Annotated in this window: 24 protein-coding genes; 12 read left to right on the top strand and 12 right to left on the bottom strand. The window is 76.8% G+C overall.

Annotated elements, in window-relative coordinates; genetic code table 11:
* Positions 1-52: 52 nt before the first annotated feature.
* The 5 genes from ACFY07_RS09255 to ACFY07_RS09235 all read right to left on the bottom strand — a co-directional run bounded on the left by ACFY07_RS09255 (position 53) and on the right by ACFY07_RS09235 (position 4,127).
* Positions 53-901 carry an MIP/aquaporin family protein gene (locus ACFY07_RS09255; protein WP_390868090.1) on the bottom strand — a complete coding sequence of 283 codons (849 nt, stop codon included), beginning with the start codon at positions 899-901 and terminating at the stop codon, positions 53-55.
* A gap of 158 nt (positions 902-1,059) precedes the next feature.
* Positions 1,060-1,626, bottom strand: a complete 567-nt coding sequence (locus tag ACFY07_RS09250; protein WP_390868089.1) for an NUDIX domain-containing protein — start codon at positions 1,624-1,626, stop codon at positions 1,060-1,062.
* Between the two features lie 154 nt (positions 1,627-1,780).
* Positions 1,781-2,548, bottom strand: coding sequence for an enoyl-ACP reductase FabI (fabI, locus tag ACFY07_RS09245; protein WP_230651509.1), 768 nt, complete (start codon positions 2,546-2,548; stop codon positions 1,781-1,783).
* 5 nt (positions 2,549-2,553) lie between these two features.
* A complete protein-coding gene (gene fabG, locus ACFY07_RS09240) occupies positions 2,554-3,273 on the bottom strand; it encodes a 3-oxoacyl-[acyl-carrier-protein] reductase (RefSeq protein WP_390868088.1) in 720 nt (239 codons plus the stop codon).
* A gap of 245 nt (positions 3,274-3,518) precedes the next feature.
* Positions 3,519-4,127 (bottom strand): helix-turn-helix domain-containing protein, encoded by a 609-nt coding sequence (locus ACFY07_RS09235; RefSeq protein ID WP_390868087.1) that lies wholly within the window; start codon positions 4,125-4,127, stop codon positions 3,519-3,521.
* Positions 4,128-4,164: 37 nt separating this feature from the next.
* Here ACFY07_RS09235 and ACFY07_RS09230 point away from each other — a divergent pair, with 37 nt between their 5' ends.
* Positions 4,165-4,512: a hypothetical protein gene (locus ACFY07_RS09230; RefSeq protein WP_390868086.1), complete on the top strand. Its 348-nt coding sequence runs from the start codon at positions 4,165-4,167 to the stop codon at positions 4,510-4,512.
* Positions 4,513-4,517: 5 nt separating this feature from the next.
* Positions 4,518-5,447, top strand: a complete 930-nt coding sequence (locus ACFY07_RS09225) for an alpha/beta hydrolase family protein (protein WP_390868085.1) — start codon at positions 4,518-4,520, stop codon at positions 5,445-5,447.
* Between the two features lie 123 nt (positions 5,448-5,570).
* Here the strand turns inward: ACFY07_RS09225 and ACFY07_RS09220 are convergent, their stop codons facing one another.
* The gene (locus ACFY07_RS09220; protein ID WP_390868084.1) at positions 5,571-7,166 is read right to left on the bottom strand and encodes a carboxylesterase/lipase family protein; all 1,596 of its coding nucleotides are present in this window, start codon (positions 7,164-7,166) and stop codon (positions 5,571-5,573) included.
* A 282-nt stretch (positions 7,167-7,448) separates the two neighbouring features.
* Here ACFY07_RS09220 and ACFY07_RS09215 point away from each other — a divergent pair, with 282 nt between their 5' ends.
* Positions 7,449-10,304, top strand: coding sequence for a SpoIIE family protein phosphatase (locus ACFY07_RS09215; RefSeq protein ID WP_390868083.1), 2,856 nt, complete (start codon positions 7,449-7,451; stop codon positions 10,302-10,304).
* 122 nt (positions 10,305-10,426) lie between these two features.
* On the opposite strand, the gene ACFY07_RS09210 is transcribed toward ACFY07_RS09215, so the two are convergent.
* Together ACFY07_RS09210 and ACFY07_RS09205 are read right to left on the bottom strand one after the other, a co-directional pair.
* Complete coding sequence (locus tag ACFY07_RS09210) at positions 10,427-11,344, bottom strand: helix-turn-helix transcriptional regulator (RefSeq protein WP_390868082.1); 918 nt, start codon at positions 11,342-11,344, stop codon at positions 10,427-10,429.
* 89 nt (positions 11,345-11,433) lie between these two features.
* On the bottom strand, positions 11,434-11,709 hold the full coding sequence (locus ACFY07_RS09205; RefSeq protein ID WP_390868081.1) for a hypothetical protein: 276 nt from the start codon (positions 11,707-11,709) through the stop codon (positions 11,434-11,436).
* Positions 11,710-11,927: 218 nt separating this feature from the next.
* Here ACFY07_RS09205 and ACFY07_RS09200 point away from each other — a divergent pair, with 218 nt between their 5' ends.
* From ACFY07_RS09200 to ACFY07_RS09180, 5 genes are all read left to right on the top strand, one after another.
* The gene (locus ACFY07_RS09200) at positions 11,928-12,788 is read left to right on the top strand and encodes an NAD(+)/NADH kinase (protein ID WP_390868080.1); all 861 of its coding nucleotides are present in this window, start codon (positions 11,928-11,930) and stop codon (positions 12,786-12,788) included.
* 189 nt (positions 12,789-12,977) lie between these two features.
* The gene (locus ACFY07_RS09195; RefSeq protein ID WP_390868079.1) at positions 12,978-13,298 is read left to right on the top strand and encodes a DUF3040 domain-containing protein; all 321 of its coding nucleotides are present in this window, start codon (positions 12,978-12,980) and stop codon (positions 13,296-13,298) included.
* Between the two features lie 250 nt (positions 13,299-13,548).
* A complete protein-coding gene (locus ACFY07_RS09190; RefSeq protein ID WP_390868078.1) occupies positions 13,549-15,096 on the top strand; it encodes a TldD/PmbA family protein in 1,548 nt (515 codons plus the stop codon).
* Complete coding sequence (locus ACFY07_RS09185) at positions 15,096-16,502, top strand: metallopeptidase TldD-related protein (protein ID WP_390868077.1); 1,407 nt, start codon at positions 15,096-15,098, stop codon at positions 16,500-16,502. The genes ACFY07_RS09190 and ACFY07_RS09185 overlap by 1 nt, the downstream gene beginning before the upstream one ends.
* 62 nt (positions 16,503-16,564) lie before the next feature.
* The gene (locus ACFY07_RS09180; protein ID WP_390868076.1) at positions 16,565-17,110 is read left to right on the top strand and encodes an RNA 2'-phosphotransferase; all 546 of its coding nucleotides are present in this window, start codon (positions 16,565-16,567) and stop codon (positions 17,108-17,110) included.
* Positions 17,111-17,264: 154 nt separating this feature from the next.
* On the opposite strand, the gene ACFY07_RS09175 is transcribed toward ACFY07_RS09180, so the two are convergent.
* Positions 17,265-17,525 (bottom strand): GlsB/YeaQ/YmgE family stress response membrane protein, encoded by a 261-nt coding sequence (locus ACFY07_RS09175; protein ID WP_230651468.1) that lies wholly within the window; start codon positions 17,523-17,525, stop codon positions 17,265-17,267.
* A 211-nt stretch (positions 17,526-17,736) separates the two neighbouring features.
* Here ACFY07_RS09175 and ACFY07_RS09170 point away from each other — a divergent pair, with 211 nt between their 5' ends.
* Both ACFY07_RS09170 and ACFY07_RS09165 read left to right on the top strand, forming a co-directional pair.
* Positions 17,737-18,138, top strand: a complete 402-nt coding sequence (locus ACFY07_RS09170; protein ID WP_390868122.1) for a DUF3099 domain-containing protein — start codon at positions 17,737-17,739, stop codon at positions 18,136-18,138.
* A gap of 380 nt (positions 18,139-18,518) precedes the next feature.
* Complete coding sequence (locus ACFY07_RS09165; RefSeq protein ID WP_230651465.1) at positions 18,519-18,803, top strand: hypothetical protein; 285 nt, start codon at positions 18,519-18,521, stop codon at positions 18,801-18,803.
* A gap of 90 nt (positions 18,804-18,893) precedes the next feature.
* Here the strand turns inward: ACFY07_RS09165 and moaA are convergent, their stop codons facing one another.
* The 3 genes from moaA to ACFY07_RS09150 all read right to left on the bottom strand — a co-directional run bounded on the left by moaA (position 18,894) and on the right by ACFY07_RS09150 (position 22,017).
* Positions 18,894-19,892, bottom strand: a complete 999-nt coding sequence (moaA, locus tag ACFY07_RS09160; RefSeq protein ID WP_390868075.1) for a GTP 3',8-cyclase MoaA — start codon at positions 19,890-19,892, stop codon at positions 18,894-18,896.
* Positions 19,893-19,978: 86 nt separating this feature from the next.
* The gene (locus ACFY07_RS09155; RefSeq protein ID WP_390868074.1) at positions 19,979-21,613 is read right to left on the bottom strand and encodes a cation acetate symporter; all 1,635 of its coding nucleotides are present in this window, start codon (positions 21,611-21,613) and stop codon (positions 19,979-19,981) included.
* Positions 21,610-22,017: a DUF485 domain-containing protein gene (locus ACFY07_RS09150; RefSeq protein WP_390868073.1), complete on the bottom strand. Its 408-nt coding sequence runs from the start codon at positions 22,015-22,017 to the stop codon at positions 21,610-21,612. Before ACFY07_RS09150 ends, ACFY07_RS09155 begins: the two co-directional genes overlap by 4 nt.
* Positions 22,018-22,428: 411 nt before the next feature.
* On the opposite strand from ACFY07_RS09150, the gene ACFY07_RS09145 reads away from it, so the two are divergent.
* Entirely contained in the window at positions 22,429-23,490 is a 1,062-nt protein-coding gene (locus ACFY07_RS09145; protein ID WP_390868072.1) for a DEDDh family exonuclease, read from the top strand.
* Positions 23,491-23,606: 116 nt separating this feature from the next.
* Positions 23,607-24,572 (top strand): SURF1 family protein, encoded by a 966-nt coding sequence (locus ACFY07_RS09140; RefSeq protein WP_390868071.1) that lies wholly within the window; start codon positions 23,607-23,609, stop codon positions 24,570-24,572.
* Positions 24,573-24,778: the final 206 nt, after the last annotated feature.

The raw sequence follows: 24,778 nt of genomic DNA, 5'->3' as shown, positions 1-24,778 counted from the left end.
GGCGGGTTCAGTGCCGGCGGGTTCGGTGCCGCCGGGTTCGGTGCCGGCGGGTTCAGTGCCGGTCGGGCAGGGGCACCTGGCCGGGGGGCTCGGGTTCGACCTCGGGCAGGAAGCGCCCGACGACCCACTGGTAGAAGGCCGCCCCGACCAGGCCGCCGATCAGCGGGGCGACGATGGGCACCCAGAAGTAGAGGTTCCCCCACTGGTCCCGCCACGCCGTGCGGTAGCCCGTGAGGTAGCTGGCGAGCCGCGGTCCGAAGTCGCGGGCCGGGTTGATCGCGTACCCGGCGTTGGTGCCCCAGCCCATGCCGATGGCGACGACGATGAGGCCGATGACGAACGGGGCCAGATTGGCGCCGGGCGGGGTGTTGAGGAGGTCGGTCACCGCGAGGACCAGGATCAGCAGGATCGCGGTGCCCATCACCTGGTCGCGGAAGGCCCCCCACTCGTGCACGCCGAAGGTGGTGGAGCCGTTGCCGGGGAGGGTGGAGAAGACGATCTGCGTCTTGAAGGTGTGCCCCGGGTCGAACCGGCCCAGCACCTCGGTGTAGTTCCACCGCACCAGCAGGGCCGCGACGAACGCCCCGAGCGTCTGGGCCAGGGCGTACGGGGCCACCTTGTGCCAGGGGAAGCCCTTGAAGGCGGCCAGGGAGAGGGTGACGGCGGGGTTGAGGTGGGCGCCGCTGAGCCGGGCGGCCACGTAGACGCCGAGGGTGACGCCGAGACCCCACGCCCAGGCGATGCTGTCGTGGTTGCCGAGGCCGCCGGGCGGGTTCGTCAGGCCGCCGCCGGCGACCACCTGGGCCACCACGCCCGCTCCGAAGAGCAGCAGCACCATCGTCCCGGCGAACTCGGCCGCGAGTTCGCCGGCCAGCCCGGAGACGCGTATGCGTCCAGCCATCGCTGCCCGCTTCCCGCCGGCCGCGGGAGCCGGCTGTGGGTGGCCACGTGTCCCACCATCGTGTGCACGGGAGGCGGGGATCCGCGCGGCGGCGTACCGCCGTACGGGTGAACGGGCCGGGCGGGCGCGTCCGGCCCGGCGACCGGCCGGGCGTGCGGTCAGGGCGCCCCGGCGGCGGCCCGGTAGCGGGCGAGCGCCAGCAGCCCGTCGGGGACGTACGGGTGCGCGGCGGTGTGCCGCTCCAGCTCGACGGCGGTCATCCAGCCGCACCAGGCGACCTCGGCCGGGTCCGGTCGGACCCCGGTGGTGATCACGGCCTCGTGCAGGCCGAGCCAGTACGGGCACAGGGCGCCGCGCACCAGGAACCGGGCGACCGGGCGGACGGGCACCAGGACGCCGAGCTCCTCGGCCAGCTCCCGGGCGGCGGCCTCGGCGTACCCCTCCCCCACGGCGACGGCGCCGCCGACCATCACGTCGTACAGCCCGGCGAAGCGGGGGGCGGAGGGGGGCCGCCGGTACACCAGGTACCGGCCGGCCGGGTCGCGGCAGACGGTGGTCGCCAGGCGGTGCAGCAGTCCGCGCCGGGCCGCCTCGGCCCGGTCCACCACGCCGAGCGGGCGGTCGTGCGCGTCGACGTGCTCGACCGGCTCGGACGGGGCCGCCCCGGCGAGGGGGCGGGCCTGCTCCTCCGGCGGTCCGGGGTCGACGGCGGCCTCGTGCTCCACGGCGGACCCCCTTCCGGACGGCGACGGGCGCTCCCAGCGTAGTCCGGGGCCGCCGGCGGACCGGACGGCGCGTCCGACCCAAAACGCGCCGCGGCCCGGCGGCGCCGCCCCGGTGGGGGGGCGGGGCCGCCGGGCTGCGGTCGGGGGCGGGGCGTCAGGCGCCGATGGCGTGCAGGCCGCCGTCGACGTGGACGATCTCGCCGGTGGTCTTGGGGAACCAGTCGGACAGCAGCGCCACGACGCCGCGCGCGGCGGGCTCCGGGTCGCTGAGGTCCCAGGAGAGGGGGGCGCGGGTCTCCCAGACGGAGGCCAGCTCCTCGAAGCCGGGGATCGACTTGGCGGCCATCGACTTGATGGGGCCGGCCGAGACGAGGTTCACCCGGACGTTGCGCTCGCCCAGGTCGCGCGCCAGGTAGCGGGAGGTCGACTCCAGGGCGGCCTTGGCGACGCCCATCCAGTCGTACTGCGGCCAGGCGACGGTGGCGTCGAAGTCCATGCCCACCACCGAGCCGCCGTTCTCCATGAGCGGCAGGCAGGCCATGGTGAGCGACTTCAGCGAGTACGCCGAGACGTGGACGGCGGTGCCGACCGACTCCCACGGGGTGTTCAGGAAGTTGCCGCCCAGTGCGTCCTGCGGCGCGAAGCCGATGGAGTGCACCACGCCGTCGAGGGAGGGCAGGTGCTCGCGCACCCGGTCCGCGAGGCTGTCCAGCTGCTCGGTGTTCTGCACGTCGAGCTCGATCACGGGGGCCGGCTTGGGCAGCCGGTTGGCGATCCGCTCGACCAGGCTCATCCGGCCGAAGCCGGTGAGGACGATCTCCGCGCCCTGCTCCTGCGCCAGCCTGGCCGTGTGGAAGGCGATGGAGGACTCGAGCAGGACGCCCGTGACCAGGATCCGCTTGCCGTTGAGAAGTCCGCTCATGGTGATCAGTGACCCATGCCCAATCCGCCGTCGACGGGAACGACGGCTCCGGTGATGTACGCGGCGTCGTCCGAGGAGAGGAAGCGCACCGCGGAGGCGATCTCGGCGGGCGCGGCGTAGCGGCCGAGGGGCACGCCCGCGAGGATCTCCGCGCGGCGCTCCTCGTCGAGCACCGCGGTCATGTCGGTGTCGACGAAGCCCGGGGCGACGACGTTGACGGTGATGTTGCGCGAGCCCAGCTCGCGCGCGAGGGAGCGGGCGAAGCCGACCAGTCCGGCCTTGGAGGCGGCGTAGTTGGCCTGGCCCGGGGAGCCCAGCAGGCCGACGACGGAGGAGATCAGGACGATCCGCCCCTTCCGCAGGCGCAGCATGCCCTTGGCCGCGTGCTTGACGACGCGGAAGGTGCCGGTGAGGTTGGTGTCCAGGACGGAGGTGAAGTCCTCCTCCGACATGCGCAGCAGCAGGGTGTCCCGGGTGATGCCGGCGTTGGCGACCAGCACCTCGACCCGGCCGTGCCTCTCCTCGATCTCCTTGAAGGCGTCCTCGACCTGCCGGGAGTCGGTGATGTCGCACTTCACGGCGAGCACGTCGTACCCGGCGAGCGCCTCGGGGACCTCACCGGACCGGCTGGTGACGGCGACCTTGTCGCCGGCCTCCGCGAAGGCTAGGGCGATCGCGAGGCCGATGCCCCGGTTTCCTCCGGTGACGAGAACCGAGCGGCTCAACGGTCCACCTCTTTCCTGGTCGTACGGGGCTTTCCTGGTCGTACGGGGCCGGCCGGGCGGACCGGCCGGATGCCCCGGCCGGGTGTCCCCCCGAGGCGGCGGGACGGGCGCGGCGAGGGCGCGCATTGTGACGCTATCCGGCCGCCGGGGCCTCACGTGCCTCCGCCTCCCACAGCTCGTACGGCGTCGAACTGTGGGTTCCCCACAGTCCGGGCAGCGGCGGCGGGGCTCCGGCGGGGGGGCCGTCAGCGCGGCCGGGGCCCCTCGGGGGCGGGCATGAGGACGGTGGTGAGCAGGCGTCGGACCCGGTCGCCGCCCGGCCGCAGGGCCAGCCGGGGCTCCAGGACGGCGCGCAGGTCGGCGAGGAGGTCCGCCAGCTCCTCGTCGGTGAGGTACAGCGCCGCCTGGCGGTAGCCGGCCATGTCGCGGGCGAGGTCGACACCGGCGGCGCCGGGTTCGGCGCCGGGCTCGGGCCCGGCGGCGGCGAGGTAGCGGTCGAAGTCGGCGAGGAGGCCGGAGACGAAGGTGAGGAAGGCCCGCGCGTGCGTCTCGCGGGTCATCCCGGCGGCCTCCTCGGGGCCGACGGACGCGGCCTCGGTGCGCAGCCGGTAGGTCCGCTCGACGGCGCCCCGCACCTTCCGCGCGGCGGCCACCTCCAGCACGCCGCCGTCGGCGAGCGCGGCGATCTGCCGGTAGAGCGTCGCCGGGGGCACGCCCGTGACCTCCGCCCGGATGTCGGCCGTGGTCATCTCCCTGCCGCCGAGCAGCGCCTGGACGATGCGGAGCCGCACCGGGTGCAGCAGAAGGTCCGCCGAAGCCATCGTCTCGTCCACCTCCGGGTCCCATGCTCTCACAATTGACTTCATTCTCGATAATGATAAGAATCGATCCATGACCACCGTGCGCCTCACCGCAACCGGGCTCGACGTCCGCTTCACCGCGTGGGAGAAGGCCCTCGGCCTGGTACGCGACGTGCGCGTGCCGCCGGCCGCCGTCGCCGGCGCGGAGGCCGTGCCCGCGGCCGACAGCCTCGCGGCGGCCCGCGGGCTGCGGGCCCCGGGGCTCGGGGTGCCCGGCGTGCGCAGGCTGGGGACCTGGCGCGGCCGCGGCCGCAAGGCCCTGGTCTCCGTCCGGCGCGGGCAGCCCGCCCTGCGGGTGCGGCTCACCGGGCAGCCCTGGGACGAGCTGCTGCTCGGCACCGACGACGCGGCGGCCCTCGCGGCCGCCCTCGGCCGGTGACGGGGGTGCGCGAGCTCCCGCTCCCCTTCGCCTGCGGCGGCCGGCGGCTCTCCGGCACGCTCGCCCTCCCCGACGGCCCCGGACCTCACCCGGCCGTCCTGCTGCTGCCCGGCTCGGGGCCGGTCGACCGCGACTCCGACCACCGCCGGATGCCGCTCGGCGTGACCCGCCTGCTCGCGCACGCCCTGGCCGGCGCCGGCCTGGCCTCGCTCCGCTACGACAAGCGGGGCGTGGGCGCCGGCCCCGGGGACTGGCGCCGCGCCGGGCTGTACGACAACGTCGACGACGCGCAGGCCGCCCTCGCCGCCCTGGCCGCCCGCGGGGAGGCGGACGCCGGACGGCTGCTGCTGCTCGGCCACAGCGAGGGCGCCGTCCTGGCGACGGCGCTCGCCGGCCGCGGCGCGGACGTGGCGGGCCTCGGCCTGCTCTGCGGGGCGGCCCGGCCGGGCGAGGAGGTGCTGCGGTGGCAGGCCCGGCGGATCGCGCCGACACTGCCCGCCCCGGTGCGGGCGGTCCTGCGGCTCCTGCGGACGGACCTGGAGGCCAGGGTCGCGGCCAACCACGCACGGGTGAGGGCCACCACCGGCGACACGGCCCGGATCGGCGGGGTCCGCCTCAACGCCCGCTGGGTGCGCGAGTACCTGGCGTACGGTCCGGCGGCGGACCTGGCCCGGGTCCGCGTGCCGGTGCTCGCGGTCACCGGGGAGAAGGACCTCCAGGTGGACCCGGACGACCTCGCGGTGATCGCCGGACTGGTGCGGGGGCCGGTGGAGACCCGCCGGCTCCCCGACGTCACCCACACCCTGCGCGCCCGGTCCGGCCCGCCGTCGCTGCGCGCCTACCGGCGGGAGGCACGCCTGCCGCTGGACCCGCGGGTGACCGCGCTGGTGACCGGCTGGGCCGTCCGCACGGCCGGGGGCGGCGCGGGCAGCTGAGACCTGCGGACCGCCGGGGCGCGGGGGGCGCCGGGCGGCGGGGCCGTCGGGCTGCCGGGTCCGCTGCGGCCCGGCCGCGCCCGGTCCGGTCGGCCCCCGGTCCGGTTGGTTCTGCGGGTCCGGTCAGCCCTGCGGGTCCGGCAGGCGCGAGGAGCGGGTCGGGCCGGGGACGGCCGTCCGCCACAGGGCCCGCACGGGCGTCCCGGCGCCGGGGACGAGGGCGTCCTGCGGTACGGACCAGACGTGCACGGGTCCTCCGTCGGCGGTCAGCGGCGGCCAGCCGGGGTCGCCGTCGGCGGCGAAGGCCGCCCAGGACCGCACCATGCGGTCGGAGAGCGCCCGGTCGGCGTCGTCGGGCGGGCCGCCGACCAGGAAGGCGAGCTCGGGCCGGTCCAGGGTGCCGAAGGCGAACGGCACGTCGGCGGCGTGCCAGGCCCGGACCCGCCCGCGGGGGGTGTCGCGGCGCCGGTCGAAGCGGGCGAGGTACGCCCGGCCGCCGCCCCGGGCGTGGTGCTCGGCGAGGCGGCAGGTGTGCTCGGAGAAGACCGCGTCGCCGGTGAGGGCCAGGGAGACGTCGGCGACCGGGGCGTCCGGCATCAGCGCCCGGTACCCGTCGGCGAGTTCCCGGGGGAGGCCGAGCGCCGCCGCCGTCGCGGCGAGGTCCGCCTCCGTGGCGGCCGGGAGGGCCTGCCCCACCGCGTCGAAGAGCCACCACTCCTCGGTGGTGTGGCAGAGCAGCAGGTCCAGGGCCGGGTCGGGGGGCGCGTCGAGGGGCGCGGCGGGCAGGACGTCCCCGTCCACGACCGGGCCGAAGAGCACGTCGGTGCGTTCCGGGCCGGGTACGCCGTCCGGTGCGCCGTCCTGGGCGCCGTCCGGGGTCCGGTCCCGGTGGGCGGCGACCCGGTCGGCGGCCGCGACCAGGGCCTCGGGCGGTGCGGAGCGGAGGCCCTCGGCGGTGGGCGCCACCCCGGCCGCCGCGGCGATCCGCGCGGTGACGGCGGCGGCGGTCGCGACGGGCTCGTAGCTGTCGGGGACGCTGTGCGCGACCGCGCGGCGGAACAGGCCGCGGGCCTGCTCCATCACGGTCAGGCAGAGCACCGCGCCGCCGCCGGCGGACTGCCCGGCCACGGTGACGTTCCCCGGGTCGCCGCCGAAGGAGGCGGCGTTGTCGCGGACCCAGCGCAGCGCCGCGGCCTGGTCGAGCAGCCCGCGGTTGTGCGGGTGCCCGGGGACGTGGCCGAACCCCTCGAAGCCCACCCGGTAGTTGCAGGTCACCACGACCAGCCCGGCGCGGGCGAGGGCGGTGCCGTCGTGGTCGGGCTGCGAGGAGGAGCCGAAGGTGTACGCGCCGCCGTGGATCCACATCAGGACCGGCAGCGCACCGCCCCGCCGCTCCCCGCCCCGGACGCCGCCTCCACGGGCGCCGCCCTCACGGACGTCCCCTTCACGGACGAGGGGGGCCCACACGTTGAGGGTGAGCACGTCCTGGTCGCCGGGCGACCAGGGGGGCATGCCGGGCAGCTCGGCGGACTGGGGGGCGGTCGGACCGAACCGCAGGCAGTCCCGGACGCCGTGCCAGGGCTCGGCCGGCTGCGGCTCCCGGAACCGCGCCTCCCCGAAGGGCGGCGCGGCGTACGGCACGCCGAGCCAGGCCGCCACCCCCTCGGCGGCCTCGAACCCGCGCACCCGCCCGCCCGCCGTGTCAACGATCATGTCCATCGCCGGGCAGTCTGCCCGACCGCGGACCGTCCGCCAACCGGAAAACCGGCCCCGGGCCGGACCGGCCCTCCACCGCGCGGTGCGGGAGCGGGGGCCGGGGGTGCGCCCGCCCGGCCGCGGCCGGCACGGGTCGGACGGCACGGGTCGGACGGCACGCGTGGAGGCGGCACGACAGGGGTGGCCCGGCAGGGGTGGCCCGGCAGGGGGACTTGTCCCCCTATGGCCTATCCTGAAGATGGCCTGCTGCACACGGCCCGATCCGCCCTGAGGGAAGTGATCCGGATGGCGGACGTCCTGGGGGGTACCGCCCGGCTCACCGTCGACACCTACGACAGGTTCCTCGCCGGAGAGCCCCTGACGACGTACGTTCGCCCCCCGATCCTCGAATCCTGGCGCCGGTGCCGCTCCCTTGGCCTCCTGCCCGACTGGTCCGAACTCCCCTTCCGCGGCGACCCGGCGGCCGCCGAGCGGCTGCTGCGCGCGGCCGCGCCCGTCCTGGACCGCTTCGAGTCGACCATCGCCGACAGCCGTGTGGCGGTGGCCCTCACCGACGCGGACGCCACCGTGCTGCACTGCCGGGTGGGCGACCCCTCCCTGCGCGCGGTCCTCGAGGACCTGCTGGTCGTACCGGGCTTCAGCTACGCCGAGTCCGACGTCGGCACCAACGCCTGCGGCACCGCCCTCGTGGAGCGGCGGCCGTGCCTGGTGCTGGGCGCGGAGCACTTCGCCGAGCGGCTGCGCCCGTACGCCTGCGCGGCCGCCCCGATCCGCGACCCCGTCAGCGGCCGCATCGAGGGCGCCGTGGACATCACCTGCCGGCAGGACGACGCCAACCCGCAGATGGAGGTGCTCGTCCGCCGGATCGCGGCCGACATCGAGGGCCGGCTGCTCGCCCGGTACCGGGAGCGGGAGGAGGCCCTGCTGCGGGCGTACGCCCGGGCCGGGAGCCGCGTACGGCCGGCGGACCCCGGGCCCGCGACGCTCCTCACCCCGGACGCGGCGGTCGGCTCCGGGGACCTGGTACGGCTCCGCGAGCAGGCCACCCGGCTGATCTCGGCGCCCGGGCGGGGGGCGGTCGAGGTGCCGCTCACGGGCGGCGGCGCGGCCGTGCTGTACTCCCGGCCGGTGAGCGGCCCCGGCGGGATCGCGGGCGTGGCCGTGGAGGCCAGCGTCTCCCCCGCCCCGGCCGCGGGGACCGGACCGGCGGTCGCGGGCGGCGCTGCGAACAGCTCCGCGAACGGCTCCGGGGGCCGCGGTGGGACCCCCGGCACGGGCGGGGCGGTCACCCGCACGGGCACGGGCAGTACGGGCACGGGCGGTGCGGCCACGGACGGCACGGCGACGGACGGCACGGGGACGGACGGCACGGGCACCGGCGGTGCGGCCGGCCGGTGGCTGCTGCTCGTGGGCGAGCCCGGGGTCGGCAGCCTCGCCGTCGCCGCCCGCCGGCGGCTGGACCTGCTGTACGAGGCCGGGGTGCGCATCGGCACCACCCTCGACCTGCGGCGCACCGCCGAGGAGCTGGCCCGGGTCGCCGTGCCGGGCCTCGCCGACCACGTCACGGTGGACCTGCCGGACTGCGTCCTGGAGGGCGAGGAGCCCGCTCCGGCCGGACCGGACGCCGAGCTGCGCCGCACGGCGGCGGTCGGCCTCGCCGGCGACTGCCCCTTCTACGCCGTCGGCGAGCTGGTGCGGTTCATCCCCGACAGCCCGCAGGCGCGCGCCTACACCGGACGGCGGGCGGTGCTGGAGCCCCGGCTGGCCGAGTCCTCCGGGTGGACCGCCCAGCGCCCCGAGGAGTCGGGGCGGATCCTGGGGTTCGGGGTGCACTCCCTGATGTCCGTCCCGCTGCGCGCCCGCGGCGTGGTGCTGGGCGTGGCGAGCTTCTACCGGCTCCGCAGGCCCGAGCCCTTCGAGGACGACGACCTCTCCCTGGCCGAGGAGTTCGTGGCGCGTGCCGCCGTCTGCATCGACAACGCCCGCCGGTACACCCGGGAGCACGCCACCGCCCTGGCCCTGCAGCACAGCCTGCTGCCGCACCGGCTCCCCGGGCACAACGCCGTGGAGGTCGCCCACTCCTACCTGCCCTCCCACGCCGCCGTCGGCGGGGACTGGTTCGACACGATCCCGCTGTCCGGCGGCCGGGTGGCCCTGGTCGTCGGCGACGTCGTCGGGCACGGCCTGCACGCCGCCGCCACCATGGGCCGGCTGCGCACCGCCGTCCACAACTTCTCCGCCCTCGACCTGCCGCCCGACGAGCTCCTCACCCACCTCGACGACCTGGTCGGCCGCCTCGATGAGGAGGCGGGGGGCGGCGACGGGGGCGGCGGGGGCGACGGCGTCATCGGCGCGACCTGCCTGTACGCGGTCTACGACCCGGTCGCGCGGCGCTGCACCCTGGCCCGCGCCGGCCACCCCCTCCCCGCGCTGGTGGCCCCCGACGGCACGGTCGACTTCCCCGAGCTCCCCGCCGGGCCACCGCTCGGCCTGGGCGGGATGCCCTTCGAGACCGCCGAGCTGGACCTGCCCGAGGGGAGCCGGCTGGTCCTCTACACCGACGGCCTGCTGCAGGGCGGCGCACACGACCCCGTCCTCGGGCTGGAGCGGCTGCGCGGGGCGCTGCGCCACGCCGGCCCCACCGCCCGGCAGACCAGGGACGCGGTGCTCGACGCCCTGCCCGCCACCGACCCGCACGACGACGTCGCGCTGCTCGTCGCCCGCACCCGCGCCTTCGGGCCGGCGCAGGTCGCCGAGTGGGAGATCCCGGCCGCCCCGGCCGCGGTCTCCGCCATGCGGGCCACGGCGCTGCGGCAGCTCGCCGCGTGGGGGCTGGACGACCTCGCCTTCACCACCGAGCTGGTCCTCAGCGAACTGGTCACCAACGCCATCCGCCACGCCACCGGGCCCATCCGGCTGCGGCTGCTCCGCGACAGCGCCCTGGTCTGCGAGGTCGCCGACGGGAGCAGCACCTCCCCCCGGCTGCGCCGGGCCGACTCCGGCGACGAGGGCGGCCGCGGGCTCTTCCTGGTGGCCCGCCTGACCCAGCGCTGGGGCACCCGCTACACCCCCCGCGGCAAGGTCATCTGGACCGAGCAGCCCCTCCCCGACGGCCCCCTCCCCGTACCGGCCGCCGCCTGAGCCCGCCGCCCGGGCCGTCCGCCGCCCGGACCCGCGCCGCCGGAGCCTCCTCCGCCCGGACCCTCCCCTCCGCCCCCGGACCGGCCGACGGCGCGTGCCGGGCGCCCCGCGGCAGCGGCCGGTCAGCCGACGGGCAGGGCCAGCGAGGTGGGCGGGGCGACCGACCCGTTGCGCTGGAGCAGGACCAGGTCGGCGACGGTGGCCCCCTCGCCGAGGCCGAGCCGGTCGATCGGCACGGTGCCCGGGAGCGGGACGGCCGAGAGCGCGGTGAGGTGGAGCTCGGAGTCGCCCGTGCGCACGGCCAGGGCGCCGGAGGCGGTGTGCGGGCCGAGCAGCCGCACCACGCTGTCCAGCCGGTCGAAGGGCACCGCGCAGACGACGACGAGCCGGCCGGCGTCGCCCCGGGGCAGCCCCGCGAGGTGGCTCAGCACCTCAGGCCGTTCGGCGATCATCCGGTCCAGGTGGGTGCGGACGTACTCGCGGTCCTCGCGGTGCTCGTCGCCGTCCGCGACCACGGTGATCTCCAGGGTCTGCCCGGGCGCCGCGTGCGGGCCCTCCGGCTCCTGCCAGAACCGCAGCGAGAGGTCGATGAGCAGCGCCTCGTCGCGGCTGGCGCGCACCATGCCGTCGTCGGCGCCGACCCGCGCCAGCCAGGCGTTGACCTCGGCCCAGCGCCAGACGAGGGAGTGCCCGGCCGTGCCCTCGGGCTCGGGGAAGGGCGCCTCGGCCGCGGCCCGGCGCTCCCCGGCGACCCACTGGGCGACGTTCTGGCGGCTGCGCCCGCAGCGCTCCGCGATGTCGGAGATTCCGACGAGCTCGGGGTCGAGCCGCAGCACGCGCAGGCCGGGCAGGGCGCGGCGCAGACCGGTCACGAGGGCGTGCGCGGCCTCCAGGGCGGTGCCGGCCTCGGCGGAGACGGTGAGCAGGCACCGGCCGCGGTGCTCGGCGAGCAGCCCGTCGAACCGCTCGACGAGGATCGTCGCGGCCGCCTCGTCGTCCGGCGTGACGCCGTCGACGACGAAGGTGAACTCGAACTCCATACGCCCCGCTCTCCCGGACGGTGCCGCCCGGACCGGGGCACCGGGGTCCGCCGTCCCCCGCCGCAGCTTCGCCCAGCGGCCCGCCGTTGTCAAACGACAACGCCGCCTCTCGGGGGACGGCTGGGGTCGTCCTCGGGCTTCGGGCAGCGGGCCGCGGCCTGCGCGATCCGGCGGGCCGCGGTGCTCGCGCTCCGGGGCGTCCCCGGCACCAGGACCCGGGTGCAGAGCGGACTGCAGGAGCAGTGCAGGACGCCCCAGTGCCCGCCCCTGCGCAGCGTCCACCCCCGGTCGCAGACGAGCCGCTGGAGGACCTCGCGGACCTCCTTCCTGGTGTGGTCCGCCGGCGACAGCTCCCGCCCCGTCATCCGCACCTCCGCACCTCGGCCCGGTCCCGGACGTCAACGGCGTTGCGTGCGGGGCGTGTTCGGCAGGAATCCGCCTCCGGCGGACCACGCTACCGCGCGCCGCCCGCCGCGGGGCCCGGCCGGCGGACCCCGGCGCCCGCGGGGGCGCCTTGTGGCCGGGGGCCGGGTGTGCGTGACTGGAGGGTGGACGGGTCGGAGCGAGCGCGGGAGCCGGCGGCATGGGACTGGTCAACACGGTGGGCCTGGTACTGCACCCGGAGCGGGAGTGCGCGGAGACGGTCGCGACGATCGTGGAGTGGACCCGGTCGCGCGGCGGGACGGTCCTGGCCTCGCCCGGGGAGGCGGCGCGGCTGGACGGGGCGGCGGTGGCCGTGGAGGCCGGGCAGCTCGTCCGGCGGGCGGACCTGGTGCTCAGCCTGGGCGGGGACGGCACCATGCTGCGGGCGATGCGGCTGGCGGCGGGCGTCGGCACGCCGGTCCTGGGCGTCAACGTCGGCCGGCTGGGCTTCCTCGCGGAGGTGGACATCCCGGAGGTGCCGGAGGCGCTGTGCGCGATCGACGAGCGCCGCTTCACCGTGGAGGAGCGCTCGGGCGTCCGGGCGGTCGGCGGCGGATGCGAGGAGCTGGCCTTCAACGACATCGCCCTGGTGCGGGTGCCCGGGGACCGCTCGGCGGCGGTCGGCATCCGGGTCGACGGGCACGCCTTCGTGAGCTACGCGGCGGACGCGGTGATCGTGGCGACGCCCACCGGTTCGACGGCGTACAGCTTCTCGGCGGGCGGGCCGATCGTCTCGCCCGGCGCCGAGGGGGTGCTGGTGACGCCGGTGGCACCGCACTCGGCGTTCAACCGGGCCCTGTACCTGTCGGGCGGCGAGAAGCTGGAGCTGGACGTGCTGCCGCGCAGCGGGGAGCTCGCCGTGGAGGCCGACGGGCGCGTGGTGGGGCGGGTGGGGCCCGGCGACAGCGTCGGCGTCACCGTGCTGCCGGGGGCCTCGCGGGTGGTGCGGCTCGGCCGGACCACCTTCTACCAGCGGGTCCAGCGGAAGCTGCGGATCACCGGCTCCCCCGAGGCGGACTGAGGGGACGGGCGGGACGGGCGGGACGGGAGGGGCAGGCGGGCCGGGCGGGCCGGGCGGACGGGAGGTCCTGACGGGCCCGGCGGGACGGACCGTGGGACGATGGAGGAGGGGTGCGGCACGAGAGCCGCCGCCGGTTCCTCGGAGGGCCTGCGACGGGGCCGCACACGGCGCCGAACAGGGAGGTGGCCCATGGGTCTCTCCATGCACGACAGGCGGGTCCTCGCCGACATCGAGCGGCACCTGAGCGAGCGCGACCCGGTGCTGGCGCGCCTGCTGGCCTCCTTCGGCGACCGCCGCAGCAGGGTCCGGGCGGCCGCCCGGGACGTCTGGCTGGGCACGGTCGTGATCGGGGCGGGGCTGGCGTTCCTGCTGGGGGTGGCGCTGTTCTCGGTCGGCGTCGCCGGGCACGACCGGGCGATGACCGCCTTCGGGGCCGTGGCGTTCGCCGCGGCCGAGCTGACGGTGGTGTGCGTCCTGGCGGCGGCCTGGCGCAGGCGCCGCGCCGGCTGACGGCGCTCCCCCGCCCCGGACCGCCGGGGCCGGGGCCGGGTCCGGCGGCGCGGGGGCGGACCTCGGTCCGTGCACGGACGGGGCCGCGGCGGCGCGCCGGGAAACACGCTGGCAGCAAACGGGTGGACACGCGATGATGCCGTGCGGGCGCTCCTGTGCCGGGGCGCCCGCACGCCGCCGTCCGGGCGCACCCCGGGGCGGCGGCGCGACACCGTCGGCCCGGACACCACCGACCCGGACAGGGAGCCCCATGCCGGAGACACCCCCCACGGCCCGCGAGCGGGCCGTCGACCCGCTCTTCCTCGCCCTTCCGCTGCGCTCCCTCGCGGACGCCGCCCTGAGCCGGGCGTCGGAGCTGGGCGCGAGCCACGCCGACTTCCGCCTGGAGCGGATCCGCAACGCCTCCTGGAGACTGCGCGACGCCCGCCCGGCGGGGTCGTCGGACAGCCTCCAGCTCGGCTTCGCCGTGCGGGTGGTGCTGGACGGCGCCTGGGGCTTCGCGGCCGGGGTGGACCTGACGCCCGCGGCCGCGGCCCGGGTGGCGGAGCAGGCGGTGGAGGTGGCCCGGCTGTCGGCGCGGATCGGCGCGGCGGCGGGCGGCGGCGACCCGGTGGAGCTGGCCGAGGAGCCGGTGCACCGGGACGGGGTGTGGGTCTCCTCGTACGAGGTCGACCCCTTCGAGGTGCCGGACGCGGAGAAGACCGCGCTGCTCGCCGACTGGAGCCGGCGGCTGCTGGCGGCGGACGGGGTCTCCCACGTGGACGCGTCGCTGCTGACCGTCCAGGAGAACAAGTTCTACGCGGACACCGCGGGCACGGTCACCACCCAGCAGCGCGTCCGGCTGCACCCGGAGCTGGAGGCCGTGGCGGTGGACGAGCGGACGGGCGCGTTCGACTCGATGCGCACCCTGGCGCCGCCGGCCGGGCGCGGCTGGGAGTACCTGCGCGGCACCGGCTGGGACTGGGACCGCGAGCTCGCGGAGATCCCGGGGCTGCTGGCCGAGAAGATGAGGGCGCCGAGCGTGGAGGCCGGGCGCTACGACCTGGTGGTCGACCCCTCCAACCTGTGGCTGACCATCCACGAGTCGATCGGCCACGCCACCGAGCTGGACCGGGCGCTGGGCTACGAGGCCGCGTACGCGGGCACCTCCTTCGCGACCTTCGACCGGCTGGGGAGCCTGCGGTACGGCTCCGAGGTCATGCACGTCACCGGCGACCGCACCGCCGAGCACGGCCTGGCCACCATCGGCTGGGACGACGAGGGCGTGGAGACGCAGTCCTGGGACCTGGTGAAGGACGGCGTGCTCGTCGGCTACCAGCTGGACCGCCGCATGGCCCGGCTCAAGGGCATGGGCCGGTCCAACGGCTGCGCCTTCGCCGACTCGCCCTCGCACGTGCCGGTGCAGCGGATGGCCAACGTCTCGCTGCAGCCCGCGGCGGACGGCCCGGACACCGAGGGGCTGATCGCCGCGGTGGAGGACGGCGTCTACGTCGTCGGCGACCGCTCGTGGTCGATCGACATGCAGCGCTACAACTTCCAGTTCACCGGCCAGCGGTTCTACCGCATCCGGAACGGGCGGCTCGCGGGCCAGGTCAAGGACGTGGCCTACCAGGCGACGACCACCGACTTCTGGGGGTCCATGGAGGCCGTCGGCGGCCCGCAGACCTACGTCCTCGGCGGCGCCTTCAACTGCGGCAAGGCCCAGCCGGGCCAGACGGCCGCGGTCAGCCACGGCTGCCCGTCGGCGCTCTTCCGCAACGTCAACGTGCTCAACACCCAGCAGGAGGCGGGTCGCTGATGCAGTCCACCCACGGCACCGCGCCGCACGAGGTCGTCGAGCGGGCGCTGGAGCTCTCCCGCGCCGACGGCTGCGTCGTCATCGCCGACGAGGAGTCCTCCGCCAACCTGCGCTGGGCGGGCAACGCGCTCACCACCAACGGCGTCACCCGCAGCCGCACCCTCACCGTGATCGCCACCGTGGACGGCGCCGAGGGCACCGCCTCCGGCGTGGTCTCCCGGGAGGCGGTGACCGCCGACGAGCTGGAGGCGCTGGTCCGGGCCGCCGAGGCCGCCGCCCGCGAGGCGGGCCCGGCCGAGGACGCGCAGCCGCTGGTCGCGGGCGGCCGCACCGACGCGGCCTTCACCGAGGCCCCCGCGGAGACCGGCATCGGCGTCTTCGGCGACTTCGCGCCCGCGCTCGGCGAGGCGTTCGCCCGCTGCCGCGACGGCGGGCGGCTGCTGTACGGGTTCGCCCGGCACGAGATGGCCTCCACCTACCTGGGGACCTCCACCGGCCTGCGGCTGCGCCACGACCAGCCGACCGGCACCGTGGAGCTGAACGCCAAGACCGCCGACCTGTCGGGCTCCGCCTGGGCGGGCGCGGCCACCCGGGACTTCCGCGACGTCGACCCGGGCGCCATGGAGGAGGACCTCCGGCGGCGCCTGGAGTGGGGCAAGCGGCGGATCGACCTGCCCGCCGGGCGGTACGAGACGCTGCTGCCCCCGTCGGCCGTCGCCGACCTGATGGTCTACCTGGGCTGGTCGCTCGGCGGGCGGGACGCGGCCGAGGGCCGCACCGTCTTCAGCCGGCCCGGCGGCGGCACCCGGGTGGGCGAACGGCTGTCGGCGCTGCCGCTGACGCTGCGGTCGGACCCGGCGGAGCCGGGCCTGGAGGCGGCGCCGTTCGTGGTCGCGCACTCCTCCGGCGGCAACCAGTCGGCGTTCGACAACGGGCTGCCGCTCGCGGCGACCGACTGGATCCGCGACGGGGAGCTGGCGAACCTGCTGACGACCCGCCACACGGCCGGGCTGACCGGCCTCCCGGTGGCCCCCTCCGTGGACAACCTCGTGCTGGAGGCGGGCGGCGGGGCCGACGGGCCGACGCTGGAGGAGATGGCCGCCCGCACCGAGCGCGGGCTGCTGCTCACCTGCCTGTGGTACATCCGCGAGGTGGACCCGGCGACGCTGCTGCTCACCGGCCTCACCCGGGACGGCGTGTACCTGGTGGAGGGCGGCGAGGTGGTCGGCGCGGTGAACAACTTCCGGTTCAACGAGTCGCCGGTGGACCTGCTGGGCCGGGTCGCCGAGGCGGGCCGCACCGAGCGGTGCCTGCCGCGCGAGTGGGGCGACTGGTTCACCCGGGCCGCCATGCCGCCGCTGCGGGTGCGCGACTTCAACATGAGCTCGGTCAGCCAGGCATCCTGAGGGGCCCGGCACCGAGGGGGACGGGCGAGCGGCGCGGGCGGAGAGGACGAGGGGGAAACGGCGTGGACGAGCGGACCACGGTCAGGGCGTCGAAGTTCCTGAGCAGGGTGCTGCGGCACGACCCGGCGGCGGCCGGCGTCGAGCTGGACCCCGCCGGGTGGGTGGAGGTCGAGGTGCTGCTGGCCGCCCTCGCCCGGCACGGGCGGCCGCTCACCCGGGATCAGCTCGACCACGTCGTGGCCTCCAACGACAAGCGCCGCTTCGCCTACTCGGAGGACGGCCTGCGCATCCGGGCCAGCCAGGGGCACTCGGTCGCGGTGGACCTCGGGCTGCCGCCCGCCGACCCGCCGCCGGTGCTCTACCACGGGACCACCGGGCGCACCCTGGGGGCGGTCCTCCGGGAGGGGCTGCGCCCCATGTCCCGGCAGGACGTGCACCTGTCGGCCGACCGGGCGACCGCGGTCCGGGTCGGCTCCCGGCGCGGCAGGCCGGTGGTGCTGGTGGTGGACGCGGCGGCGATGGCCGCCGCCGGCCACGTCTTCCGGGTGAGCGCCAACGGGGTGTGGCTGGCGGCGGCGGTCCCGCCGCAGTACCTCTCCCCCGGCTGAGGACGGCGGGGCGGCCGGGGAGGACAGGGCGGCCGGGGACGGCGCGGGCCCGTGCCGCAGCTGCGGCACGGGCCCGCGCACAGCGGTGCGGCCGGGCGGAGATCCGCCCGGCCGCACCGCTGTGGACCGCTGTGGAGCGCTGCGGTCCGGGCGGTCACACCCGCCGACGGCCCCACATGGGGGTGACGACGGCGATCAGCAGGGCGGCGACGCCGACCTGGAGGATGTGGCGGATCCAGTCGAAGCCGCCGGTGTCGCGGACGCCGAAGGCGGTGGCGAGGGCGTTGCCCACCAGGGCGCCGACGATGCCGAGGATGATGGTCAGCCAGATCGGGATCGGCTGCCGGCCGGGCAGGACGAGCTTGGCGATGACACCGATGATGAGGCCCGCGATGATGGCCCATACGAAGGACATGCGCTCTCTCTCCCTCTCGCTGCTGACCCGGACCCCTGCCGGGTGCATCCGGCATCTGCCCTCGCGCCGAACTCCTACTCCCCGGATGTCGCAACCGCGCCGGGGGGCCGTCGTCCCCGTCCGGAACGCGGCGTACCGTTGTAGGGGACCCGACGACACCGGAGGCCCGGCGATCCCGGAGGTCCGGCGTGGAGATGGGGTGGCGAGGGTGATGGGCAAGAGCAGCGGGCACGGCGAGGCCATCCGGATCACCGGGGCACGGACCGGGCTCAGCGAGGACGTGCGGGGGCGGCAGCGCCGCTACATCATCTCCATGTCGATCCGCACGCTGTGCGTGATCCTCGCGGTGGTGCTGTGGAACGTGGAGCGCCCGCTGGCGTGGGTGGCCCTGGTGGGCGGCGCACTCCTGCCGTACGTCGCGGTGGTGATCGCCAACGCCGGGCGGGAGAACGCCCCCGGGCTGCCCGACAGCTTCGTCGGGGCGCAGCCGAGGCCGATGCTCGGGGCCCCCGAGGCCGCCGGGGAGCAGGACGCGGAGCAGCCCCGGGAGCCGGTGACGCTGGTCGGCGAGGCCGAGGAGGTGCGCCGGGAGACCCGGCGCGGGCAGGACTGAGCACCTGCCCGGTCCGGCGGCCCGTTCTGCCCGGAAGGGCACCGCATGGGAAACCTCAGGAGAAGCTCAAATCAATCGGGGGGTTCCGCGGTTCCGGCGGGTGCCGCGCGTGCCATACTGCTCACACGCTCCGCATCCCCCGTCGGAGCGATGGACCGACGCCGGGCAGCTCCCCCCGTGGCTGCCCGGCGTCGCCATGTCCGGGCCCGGTGCTCCCCGGTGCGGCACGACCGCCCGTACGCGCCGGTCAGGGGCGGTGGGGTCCGGGGGCCCGGGCGGACGCGGACCGGCGCACCGGCCCCTCGGCCCCGGGCGGGCGGAGCGGATGGCAGACTGGCGGCACGCCCCCTCCCTCCCCCGGCACCGTCAGGAAGCGCCCGATGAGCACCCCGCAGCAGCCCCCGTCCCTCCTCGGAACCGCCCCGTCGGCGGCAGGGACCGCGGACGGCGCCCCGGTCTGCTCGGCCAAGGGCTGCCGGGCGGAGGCGGTGTGGGTGCTGGCCTGGAACAACCCGAAGCTGCACACCCCGGACCGCCGCAAGACGTGGCTGGCCTGCGGGGAGCACCGCGAGCACCTGTCGCAGTTCCTGGGCGTCCGGGGCTTCCTCAAGGACGTGGTGCCGCTCGCCGACTGGCACGGGGAGGACGCGGCCCCGCGGCCGTAGCCGGGGCGCGGGCCCGGAGGCGGCCTCCCCCGGACGGCCGGACGGGGGCGCGGGTTCCGGGCCCGGCAGGGGCCCGGCGGCCCGGACCGGTCAGCCGCCGATGGCCGACATCGGGCGGTCGGGCTGGAGGAAGCCGGGGTCGTCGATCCCCGCGCCGGCCTTCTTGCCCCACATGGCGGCCCGCCACAGCTCCGCGATCTCCGCGTCGGAGCCGCCGCCGCGCAGGGCGCCGCGCAGGTCGGTCTCCTCGCGGGCGAAGAGGCAGGTGCGGACCTGGCCGTCGGCGGTGAGCCGGGTACGGTCGCAGGCCCGGCAGAAGGGACGCGTGACCGAGGCGATCACGCCGACGGTCCCCGGCCCGCCGTCCACGGTCCACCGCTCGGCGGGTGCCGCACCGCGCAGCGCCCCGGGCTCGGGGGTGAGGGTGAAGCGGGCGGAGAGGCGCTCCAGGATCTCCTCGGCGGTGACCATCGAGGAGCGGTCCCAGCCGTGCTGGGCGTCGAGCGGCATCTGCTCGATGAAGCGCAGTTCGTAGCCCTGCTCCAGGCAGTGGGCGAGCAGGTCGGGGGCCTCGTGGTCGTTGACGCCGCGCATGAGCACGCTGTTGACCTTGACCGGGGTGAGGCCGGCCTTCTCGGCGGCGGCGAGGCCGTCGAGCACGTCGCGGTGGCGGTCGCGGCGGGTCAGGGTGCGGAAGACCCCGGGGTCGAGGGTGTCGAGGGAGACGTTGACCCGGTCGAGCCCGGCGTCGGCCAGGGCGGCGGCGGTGCGGGCCAGGCCGATGCCGTTGGTGGTGAGGGAGAGCTCGGGCCGGGGCTCCAGGGCCGCGCACCGCTCCACGACGGACACCAGGCCGGGCCGCAGCAGGGGTTCGCCGCCGGTGAAGCGGACCTCGGTGACGCCCAGGCCGGTGACGGCGATCCGGACGAGCCGGACGATCTCGTCGTCGGTCAGCAGCTGCGGCTTGGCCAGCCACTGCAGGCCCTCCTCGGGCATGCAGTACGTGCAGCGCAGGTTGCAGCGGTCGGTGAGCGAGACCCGCAGGTCGACGGCCTTGCGGCCGAAGGAGTCGATGAGAACGGTGGCCACCTCCCTGTCCCTTGCGCCCAGCTTAGTCGCCGCGTCCGACAGCGAGGAGGCCGGACGGCGGGGCAGGGAGGCGGCCGGAAGCGGTGTCAGTGGGCGCCGAGGCCGGTGAGGGAGCGCACCTCCAGTTCCGCGTACTTGGCGGGGTCGGCGGTCTCCTTCGAGAGCAGGGTGCCGAGCCAGCCCAGGAGGAAGCCGGCGGGGATGGAGACCAGGCCGGGGTTCTCCAGCGGGAACCAGGCGAAGTCGGCACCGGGGACCAGCGAGGTGGGCCGGCCCGAGACCACCGGGGAGAAGACGACGAGCAGCACCGAGACGGCCAGGCCGCCGTAGACGGAGCAGACGGCGCCGGCGGTGGTGAACCGCTTCCAGAAGAGGCTGTAGAGGAGGGTGGGGAGGTTCGCGGAGGCCGCCACCGCGAAGGCCAGGGCGACCAGGGCGGCGGCGTTGAGCTTGTCGGCGAAGATGGCGAGCAGGATGGCGACCGCCCCGATGACGACGGCGGCGATCCTGGCGACGCCGACCTCCTCCTTCTCCCCCGCCCGGCCGCGGCGGACGACGTTGGCCCACAGGTCGTGGGCGAAGGACGCCGAGGAGGCGAGGGTGAGGCCGGCGACGACGGCCAGGATGGTGGCGAAGGCCACCGCCGAGATCACCGCGAGCAGGACCGCGCCGCCGGTGGACCCGGCGCCGCCGCCGACCTCCTGGGCGAGCAGGGGGGCCGCGGTGTTGCCCGCCGGGTTGGACGCCTTGATGGCGTCCGGGCCGACGAGGGCGGCGGCGCCGAAGCCCAGCGCGAGGGTCATCAGGTAGAAGCCGCCGATGATGCCGATGGCCCACAGGACGGAGGTGCGGGCGGCGCGGGCGGTCGGCACGGTGTAGAAGCGGACCAGGATGTGCGGCAGGCCCGCGGTGCCGAGCACGAGGGCCAGGGCCAGGCTGAGGAAGTCCAGCTTGGTGGTGCCGGTCGCCCCGTACTTGAGGCCCGGCTCCAGGAACGCCGAGCCCTTGCCGCTGGCCTCGGAGGCCGCGCCGAGCAGCGCGGACGGGTTGAAGTGGTACTTGGCCAGCACCAGGACCGTGAGCAGCAGCGTGCCCGCGATCAGCAGCACCGCCTTGACGATCTGCACCCAGGTGGTGCCCTTCATGCCGCCGACGGTGACGTAGAGGACCATCAGCGCGCCGACGGCGACGATCGTCCACTGCTTGGGGGCGTCCCCGGTGACGCCGAGCAGGAGGGCGACCAGCGAGCCGGCGCCGACCATCTGGGCCAGCAGGTAGAAGACGGAGACGACGATGGTGGAGATGCCCGCGGCGGTGCGCACCGGGCGCTGCCGCATCCGGAAGGCGAGGACGTCGGCCATGGTGTACCGGCCGGAGTTGCGCAGCGGCTCGGCGACCAGCAGCAGGGCGACCAGCCAGGCGACGAGGAAGCCCACGGAGTAGAGGAAGCCGTCGTAGCCGAAGAGGGCGATGGCGCCGGCGATGCCGAGGAAGGACGCGGCGGACATGTAGTCGCCGGAGATGGCCAGGCCGTTCTGGAACCCGGTGAAGGATCGGCCGCCGGCGTAGAAGTCGGTGGCGTCCCTGGTCTGCCGGCCGGCCCACACGGTGATGCCGAGGGTGACCAGGACGAAGACGGTGAAGAGGGCGACGGTCAGGCCGCGGTGCTGGGTCGCCGCGGAGGCGAGCAGGGCCGGTGCGGTGACGGCGTGGGCGGTCATTCGGCAGCACCCTCCTGCGGCGCGGCGGACGGGGAGGCGGCGGGGGCCGGGACGGCGGCGGTGCCGCCCCCGGCGTGCCCGCGCAGGGCCGCGGCGGCCGGGTCCAGCCGGCGGGCCGCGTGGCGGGCGTAGAGCCAGGCGATGGCGAAGGTGGTGGCGAACTGGAGCAGCCCCATCACCAGCGCGACGTTGACGTGGCCGGCCACGGTGGCGCCCATGAGGCCGGGGGCGTAGCCGGAGAGCAGCACGTAGAGCAGGTACCAGGCCACGAAGGCCGCGGTGAGGGGGAAGGCGAAGCCGCGGAAGGAGCGGCGCAGGCCGCGGAACTCCTCCCCCTCCTCGATGCGCGCGAAGGTCCCGGGGTCGCCGGGCGGCGGGGCGTCCGGCTGCGGGGTGGTGTCCACTCGGTCTCTCCTGACGTCGTCCTGGGCGGGTCGTCCTGAGCGGTGCGGCGGAGCGCGGGGCGGCGGGTGGTGACCGCCCGTCGGAGGGCGCGGCGCAGCCACGGGGTGACGCTGCGTCACGTGACGCACGCCACTCCTTTGCACTCCTTTGTGCATCCGCCGCATCGTAGAGCCGTGGACCATCCGGTGACAGGCCTCGGACACGATCGGCTGCGGCCCGGGCGGACGCGCGCCGCCACCGGGGGTGACCGGCGCCGCGGCCGGTCGTCGGAGGGCGGGGAGGAGGCGGCGGACATCCGGGCACGGAAGGCCCGGAGGAGGCCGGAACGGGCACTCCCGGCCAAGGGGGGCGGCAGCGGACACCGGTGCCGCCCCGGCACCTGTCGGCGGCTGCCCCTAAAGTGGTCCCCCATGCACGCGATCCAGCCCCGGGGCGGGGGCGCCGCCTGGGCCGCCCCCTTCGCCGACCCGCAGTCCTCCTGGCCCGACGCGTACCCCGAGGGGTACGCGGTCGTCGACGTGGAGACCACCGGACTGGGCCGCAGCGACCGGATCGTCTCCGCCGCCGTGTACCGGCTGGACGCCCGCGGCGCGGTGGTCGACCACTGGTACAGCCCCGTCAACCCCGAGCGCGACCCCGGTCCGGTGTGGATCCACGGCCTCACCAGCGAGGCGCTGGAGGGCGCCCCGACCTTCCCCGAGGTGGCGGAGGAGCTGGGCGCCCGGCTGGCCGGGCGGGTGCTGGTCGCGCACAACGCGCTCTTCGACTGGAACATGATCGCCCGCGAGTTCCTCCGCGCGGGCCTCACGGCCCCGGTCGAGCAGCGGCTCTGCACCATCGTCCTCTCCCGCGACCTGCGGCTGCCGCTGCCCAACCACAAGCTGGAGTCGCTCGCCGCGCACTTCGGCGTGGCCCAGCAGCGGGCCCACCACGCGCTGGACGACGCCCGCGTCCTGGCCGAGGCCTTCCGGCCCAGCCTGCACCTGGCGGCCGCGGCGGGCCTGGCGCTGCCGCTGACCGCGTGCGTGGCGCCGGTGGAGTCCGAGGACCGGCCGGCCGCCGGGCGGCCGGCGCCGGGGGTGCGCGGCGGCGGGTCCTCCTGGGGCCCGTACCGGCCCTCGCGCCGCCGCACGGCCTGCCCGTACCCGAACCCGGGGCGCTGGCAGGACGGCGGGCCGCTGGTCCAGGGGATGCGGGTGGCGTTCACCGGCGACACCGCCACCGACCGCGAGCTGCTGGAGGACCGGGCCGTGGAGGCCGGGCTGCACGTCGCCTCGTCGGTCAGCAGGCTGACCAGCCTGCTGGTCACCAACGAGCCCGGCAGCTGGAGCGGCAAGGCCCGCCGGGCCCGGGAGCTGGGCACGCCGGTCCTGGACGAGCAGGGGTTCCTGCAGCTGCTGCGGGACGTGGCGCCGCACGGCACGGCCCCCGGGCCGGGGGCGGACCGCGGAGCGGGCGGCGCGGAGCGCTGAGCCCCGCGGGGCGGGGGCGGACCGCGGAGCGGGCGGCGCGGAGCGCTGAGCCCCGCGGGGCGGGGGCGGACCGCCCCGGCGGGGGCGGGCCGCGGCGGCAGGGGTACCGTTCCGGTGTGTACCGTTTTCTGCTCTCCCGGCGGTGGCTGGCCCTCACGCTGCTGGCGCTGGTGCTCATGCCGGTGATGGTCCGGCTGGGCTTCTGGCAGCTGCACCGCCACGAGGCCCGGGTGGCCCGCAACGCCCTGATCGCCGGCAATCTGGCGGCGCGGCCGGTACCGATCGGGTCGCTGACCGGGCCGGGCCGCCGGGTGCCCGGCGACCTCGTCTGGCGCACGGTCAGCGCCACCGGGCGCTACGACGCCGCGCACGAGTTCGTGGTGCGCCAGCGCACCGACGCGGGCGGCGACACCATCGGCTACTTCGTGGTGACCCCGCTGGTGACGGCGGACGGCGGCACCGTGCTGGTCAACCGCGGATGGGTGGACTCCGGGGACGACGCCACCGCCTACCCGAAGGTGCCGGCCGCCCCCTCGGGGACGGTCACCGTCACCGGGCGGCTCCGCGCCGACGAGACGCCGGGCACCAGCGGCATCCGCGACCGGGGCGGGCTGCCCGCCCGCCAGCACATGCTGATCAACAGCGGGCAGCAGGCCGGGCGGACCGGCGAGCGGGTGCTCGGCGGCTACGTCGAGCTGGTCTCGACCTCGCCCGAGCCGCGCGCCCACGCCCAGCTGCTGCCCGAGCCGAACCACTCCGACATCGGCCCGCACATGGCGTACGCGGTGCAGTGGTGGCTCTTCGCCGCGACGGTCCCGGTGGGCTGGGTGGTGCTGGCGCGGCGGGAGGCGGCGGACCTGCGCGCGCAGGCGGCGGACGCGGACGCGGAGGGCGCCCCCGGGGGCGGCCCGGACCCCGAGGGGACCGGGTCCGGTGCCGGCAGCCCGGAGGGGGCCGACCGCACCGACCGCGGAGGCACGGCCGCCGAGGACGCCGCCCGGGCCGGGAGCGCCGGCGGCGGGGAGGGCGGACGGTCCGGGCAGCCGGAGCCGGCCGCCCGGGCGTCGGCGTCCGGGGAGTAGACCGGGGGCGGCCGGAGCGGGCCCGACCCGGTGCGGTCCGGCGGGCGGACCCGCCGCGGGCGGAGGGGGATGGCGCGGAGGGGGATAGCGGCGCCGCACCCGGGGAAGTGTCGCTGTGGGGCCGTGCGGGCACCTGACCTCCCGCACGGCCCCGCGCCGTGCCCGGGGCCGCGCGGGCCCCCGGCCGGGCCCGCGGTGCGGCTCCG

The organism is Streptomyces sp. NPDC001380, from assembly GCF_042895785.1.
Classification (GTDB): Bacteria; Actinomycetota; Actinomycetes; order Streptomycetales; family Streptomycetaceae; genus Peterkaempfera.
The sequence above is the reverse complement of the archived record's forward strand: the minus strand, read 5'-3'. Positions and strand labels throughout refer to the sequence as shown.

Coding starts and splice junctions, on each gene's coding strand:
- ACFY07_RS09255 (WP_390868090.1), bottom strand. CDS start 901: ATGGCTGGACGCATACGCGTCTCCGGGCTGGCCGGCGAACTCGCGGCC.
- fabI (WP_230651509.1), bottom strand. CDS start 2,548: ATGAGCGGACTTCTCAACGGCAAGCGGATCCTGGTCACGGGCGTCCTG.
- ACFY07_RS09230 (WP_390868086.1), top strand. CDS start 4,165: ATGACCACCGTGCGCCTCACCGCAACCGGGCTCGACGTCCGCTTCACC.
- ACFY07_RS09220 (WP_390868084.1), bottom strand. CDS start 7,166: ATGGACATGATCGTTGACACGGCGGGCGGGCGGGTGCGCGGGTTCGAG.
- ACFY07_RS09215 (WP_390868083.1), top strand. CDS start 7,449: ATGGCGGACGTCCTGGGGGGTACCGCCCGGCTCACCGTCGACACCTAC.
- ACFY07_RS09210 (WP_390868082.1), bottom strand. CDS start 11,344: ATGGAGTTCGAGTTCACCTTCGTCGTCGACGGCGTCACGCCGGACGAC.
- ACFY07_RS09205 (WP_390868081.1), bottom strand. CDS start 11,709: ATGACGGGGCGGGAGCTGTCGCCGGCGGACCACACCAGGAAGGAGGTC.
- ACFY07_RS09200 (WP_390868080.1), top strand. CDS start 11,928: ATGGGACTGGTCAACACGGTGGGCCTGGTACTGCACCCGGAGCGGGAG.
- ACFY07_RS09195 (WP_390868079.1), top strand. CDS start 12,978: ATGGGTCTCTCCATGCACGACAGGCGGGTCCTCGCCGACATCGAGCGG.
- ACFY07_RS09190 (WP_390868078.1), top strand. CDS start 13,549: ATGCCGGAGACACCCCCCACGGCCCGCGAGCGGGCCGTCGACCCGCTC.
- ACFY07_RS09185 (WP_390868077.1), top strand. CDS start 15,096: ATGCAGTCCACCCACGGCACCGCGCCGCACGAGGTCGTCGAGCGGGCG.
- ACFY07_RS09175 (WP_230651468.1), bottom strand. CDS start 17,525: ATGTCCTTCGTATGGGCCATCATCGCGGGCCTCATCATCGGTGTCATC.
- ACFY07_RS09170 (WP_390868122.1), top strand. CDS start 17,737: ATGGGCAAGAGCAGCGGGCACGGCGAGGCCATCCGGATCACCGGGGCA.
- ACFY07_RS09165 (WP_230651465.1), top strand. CDS start 18,519: ATGAGCACCCCGCAGCAGCCCCCGTCCCTCCTCGGAACCGCCCCGTCG.
- ACFY07_RS09155 (WP_390868074.1), bottom strand. CDS start 21,613: ATGACCGCCCACGCCGTCACCGCACCGGCCCTGCTCGCCTCCGCGGCG.
- ACFY07_RS09145 (WP_390868072.1), top strand. CDS start 22,429: ATGCACGCGATCCAGCCCCGGGGCGGGGGCGCCGCCTGGGCCGCCCCC.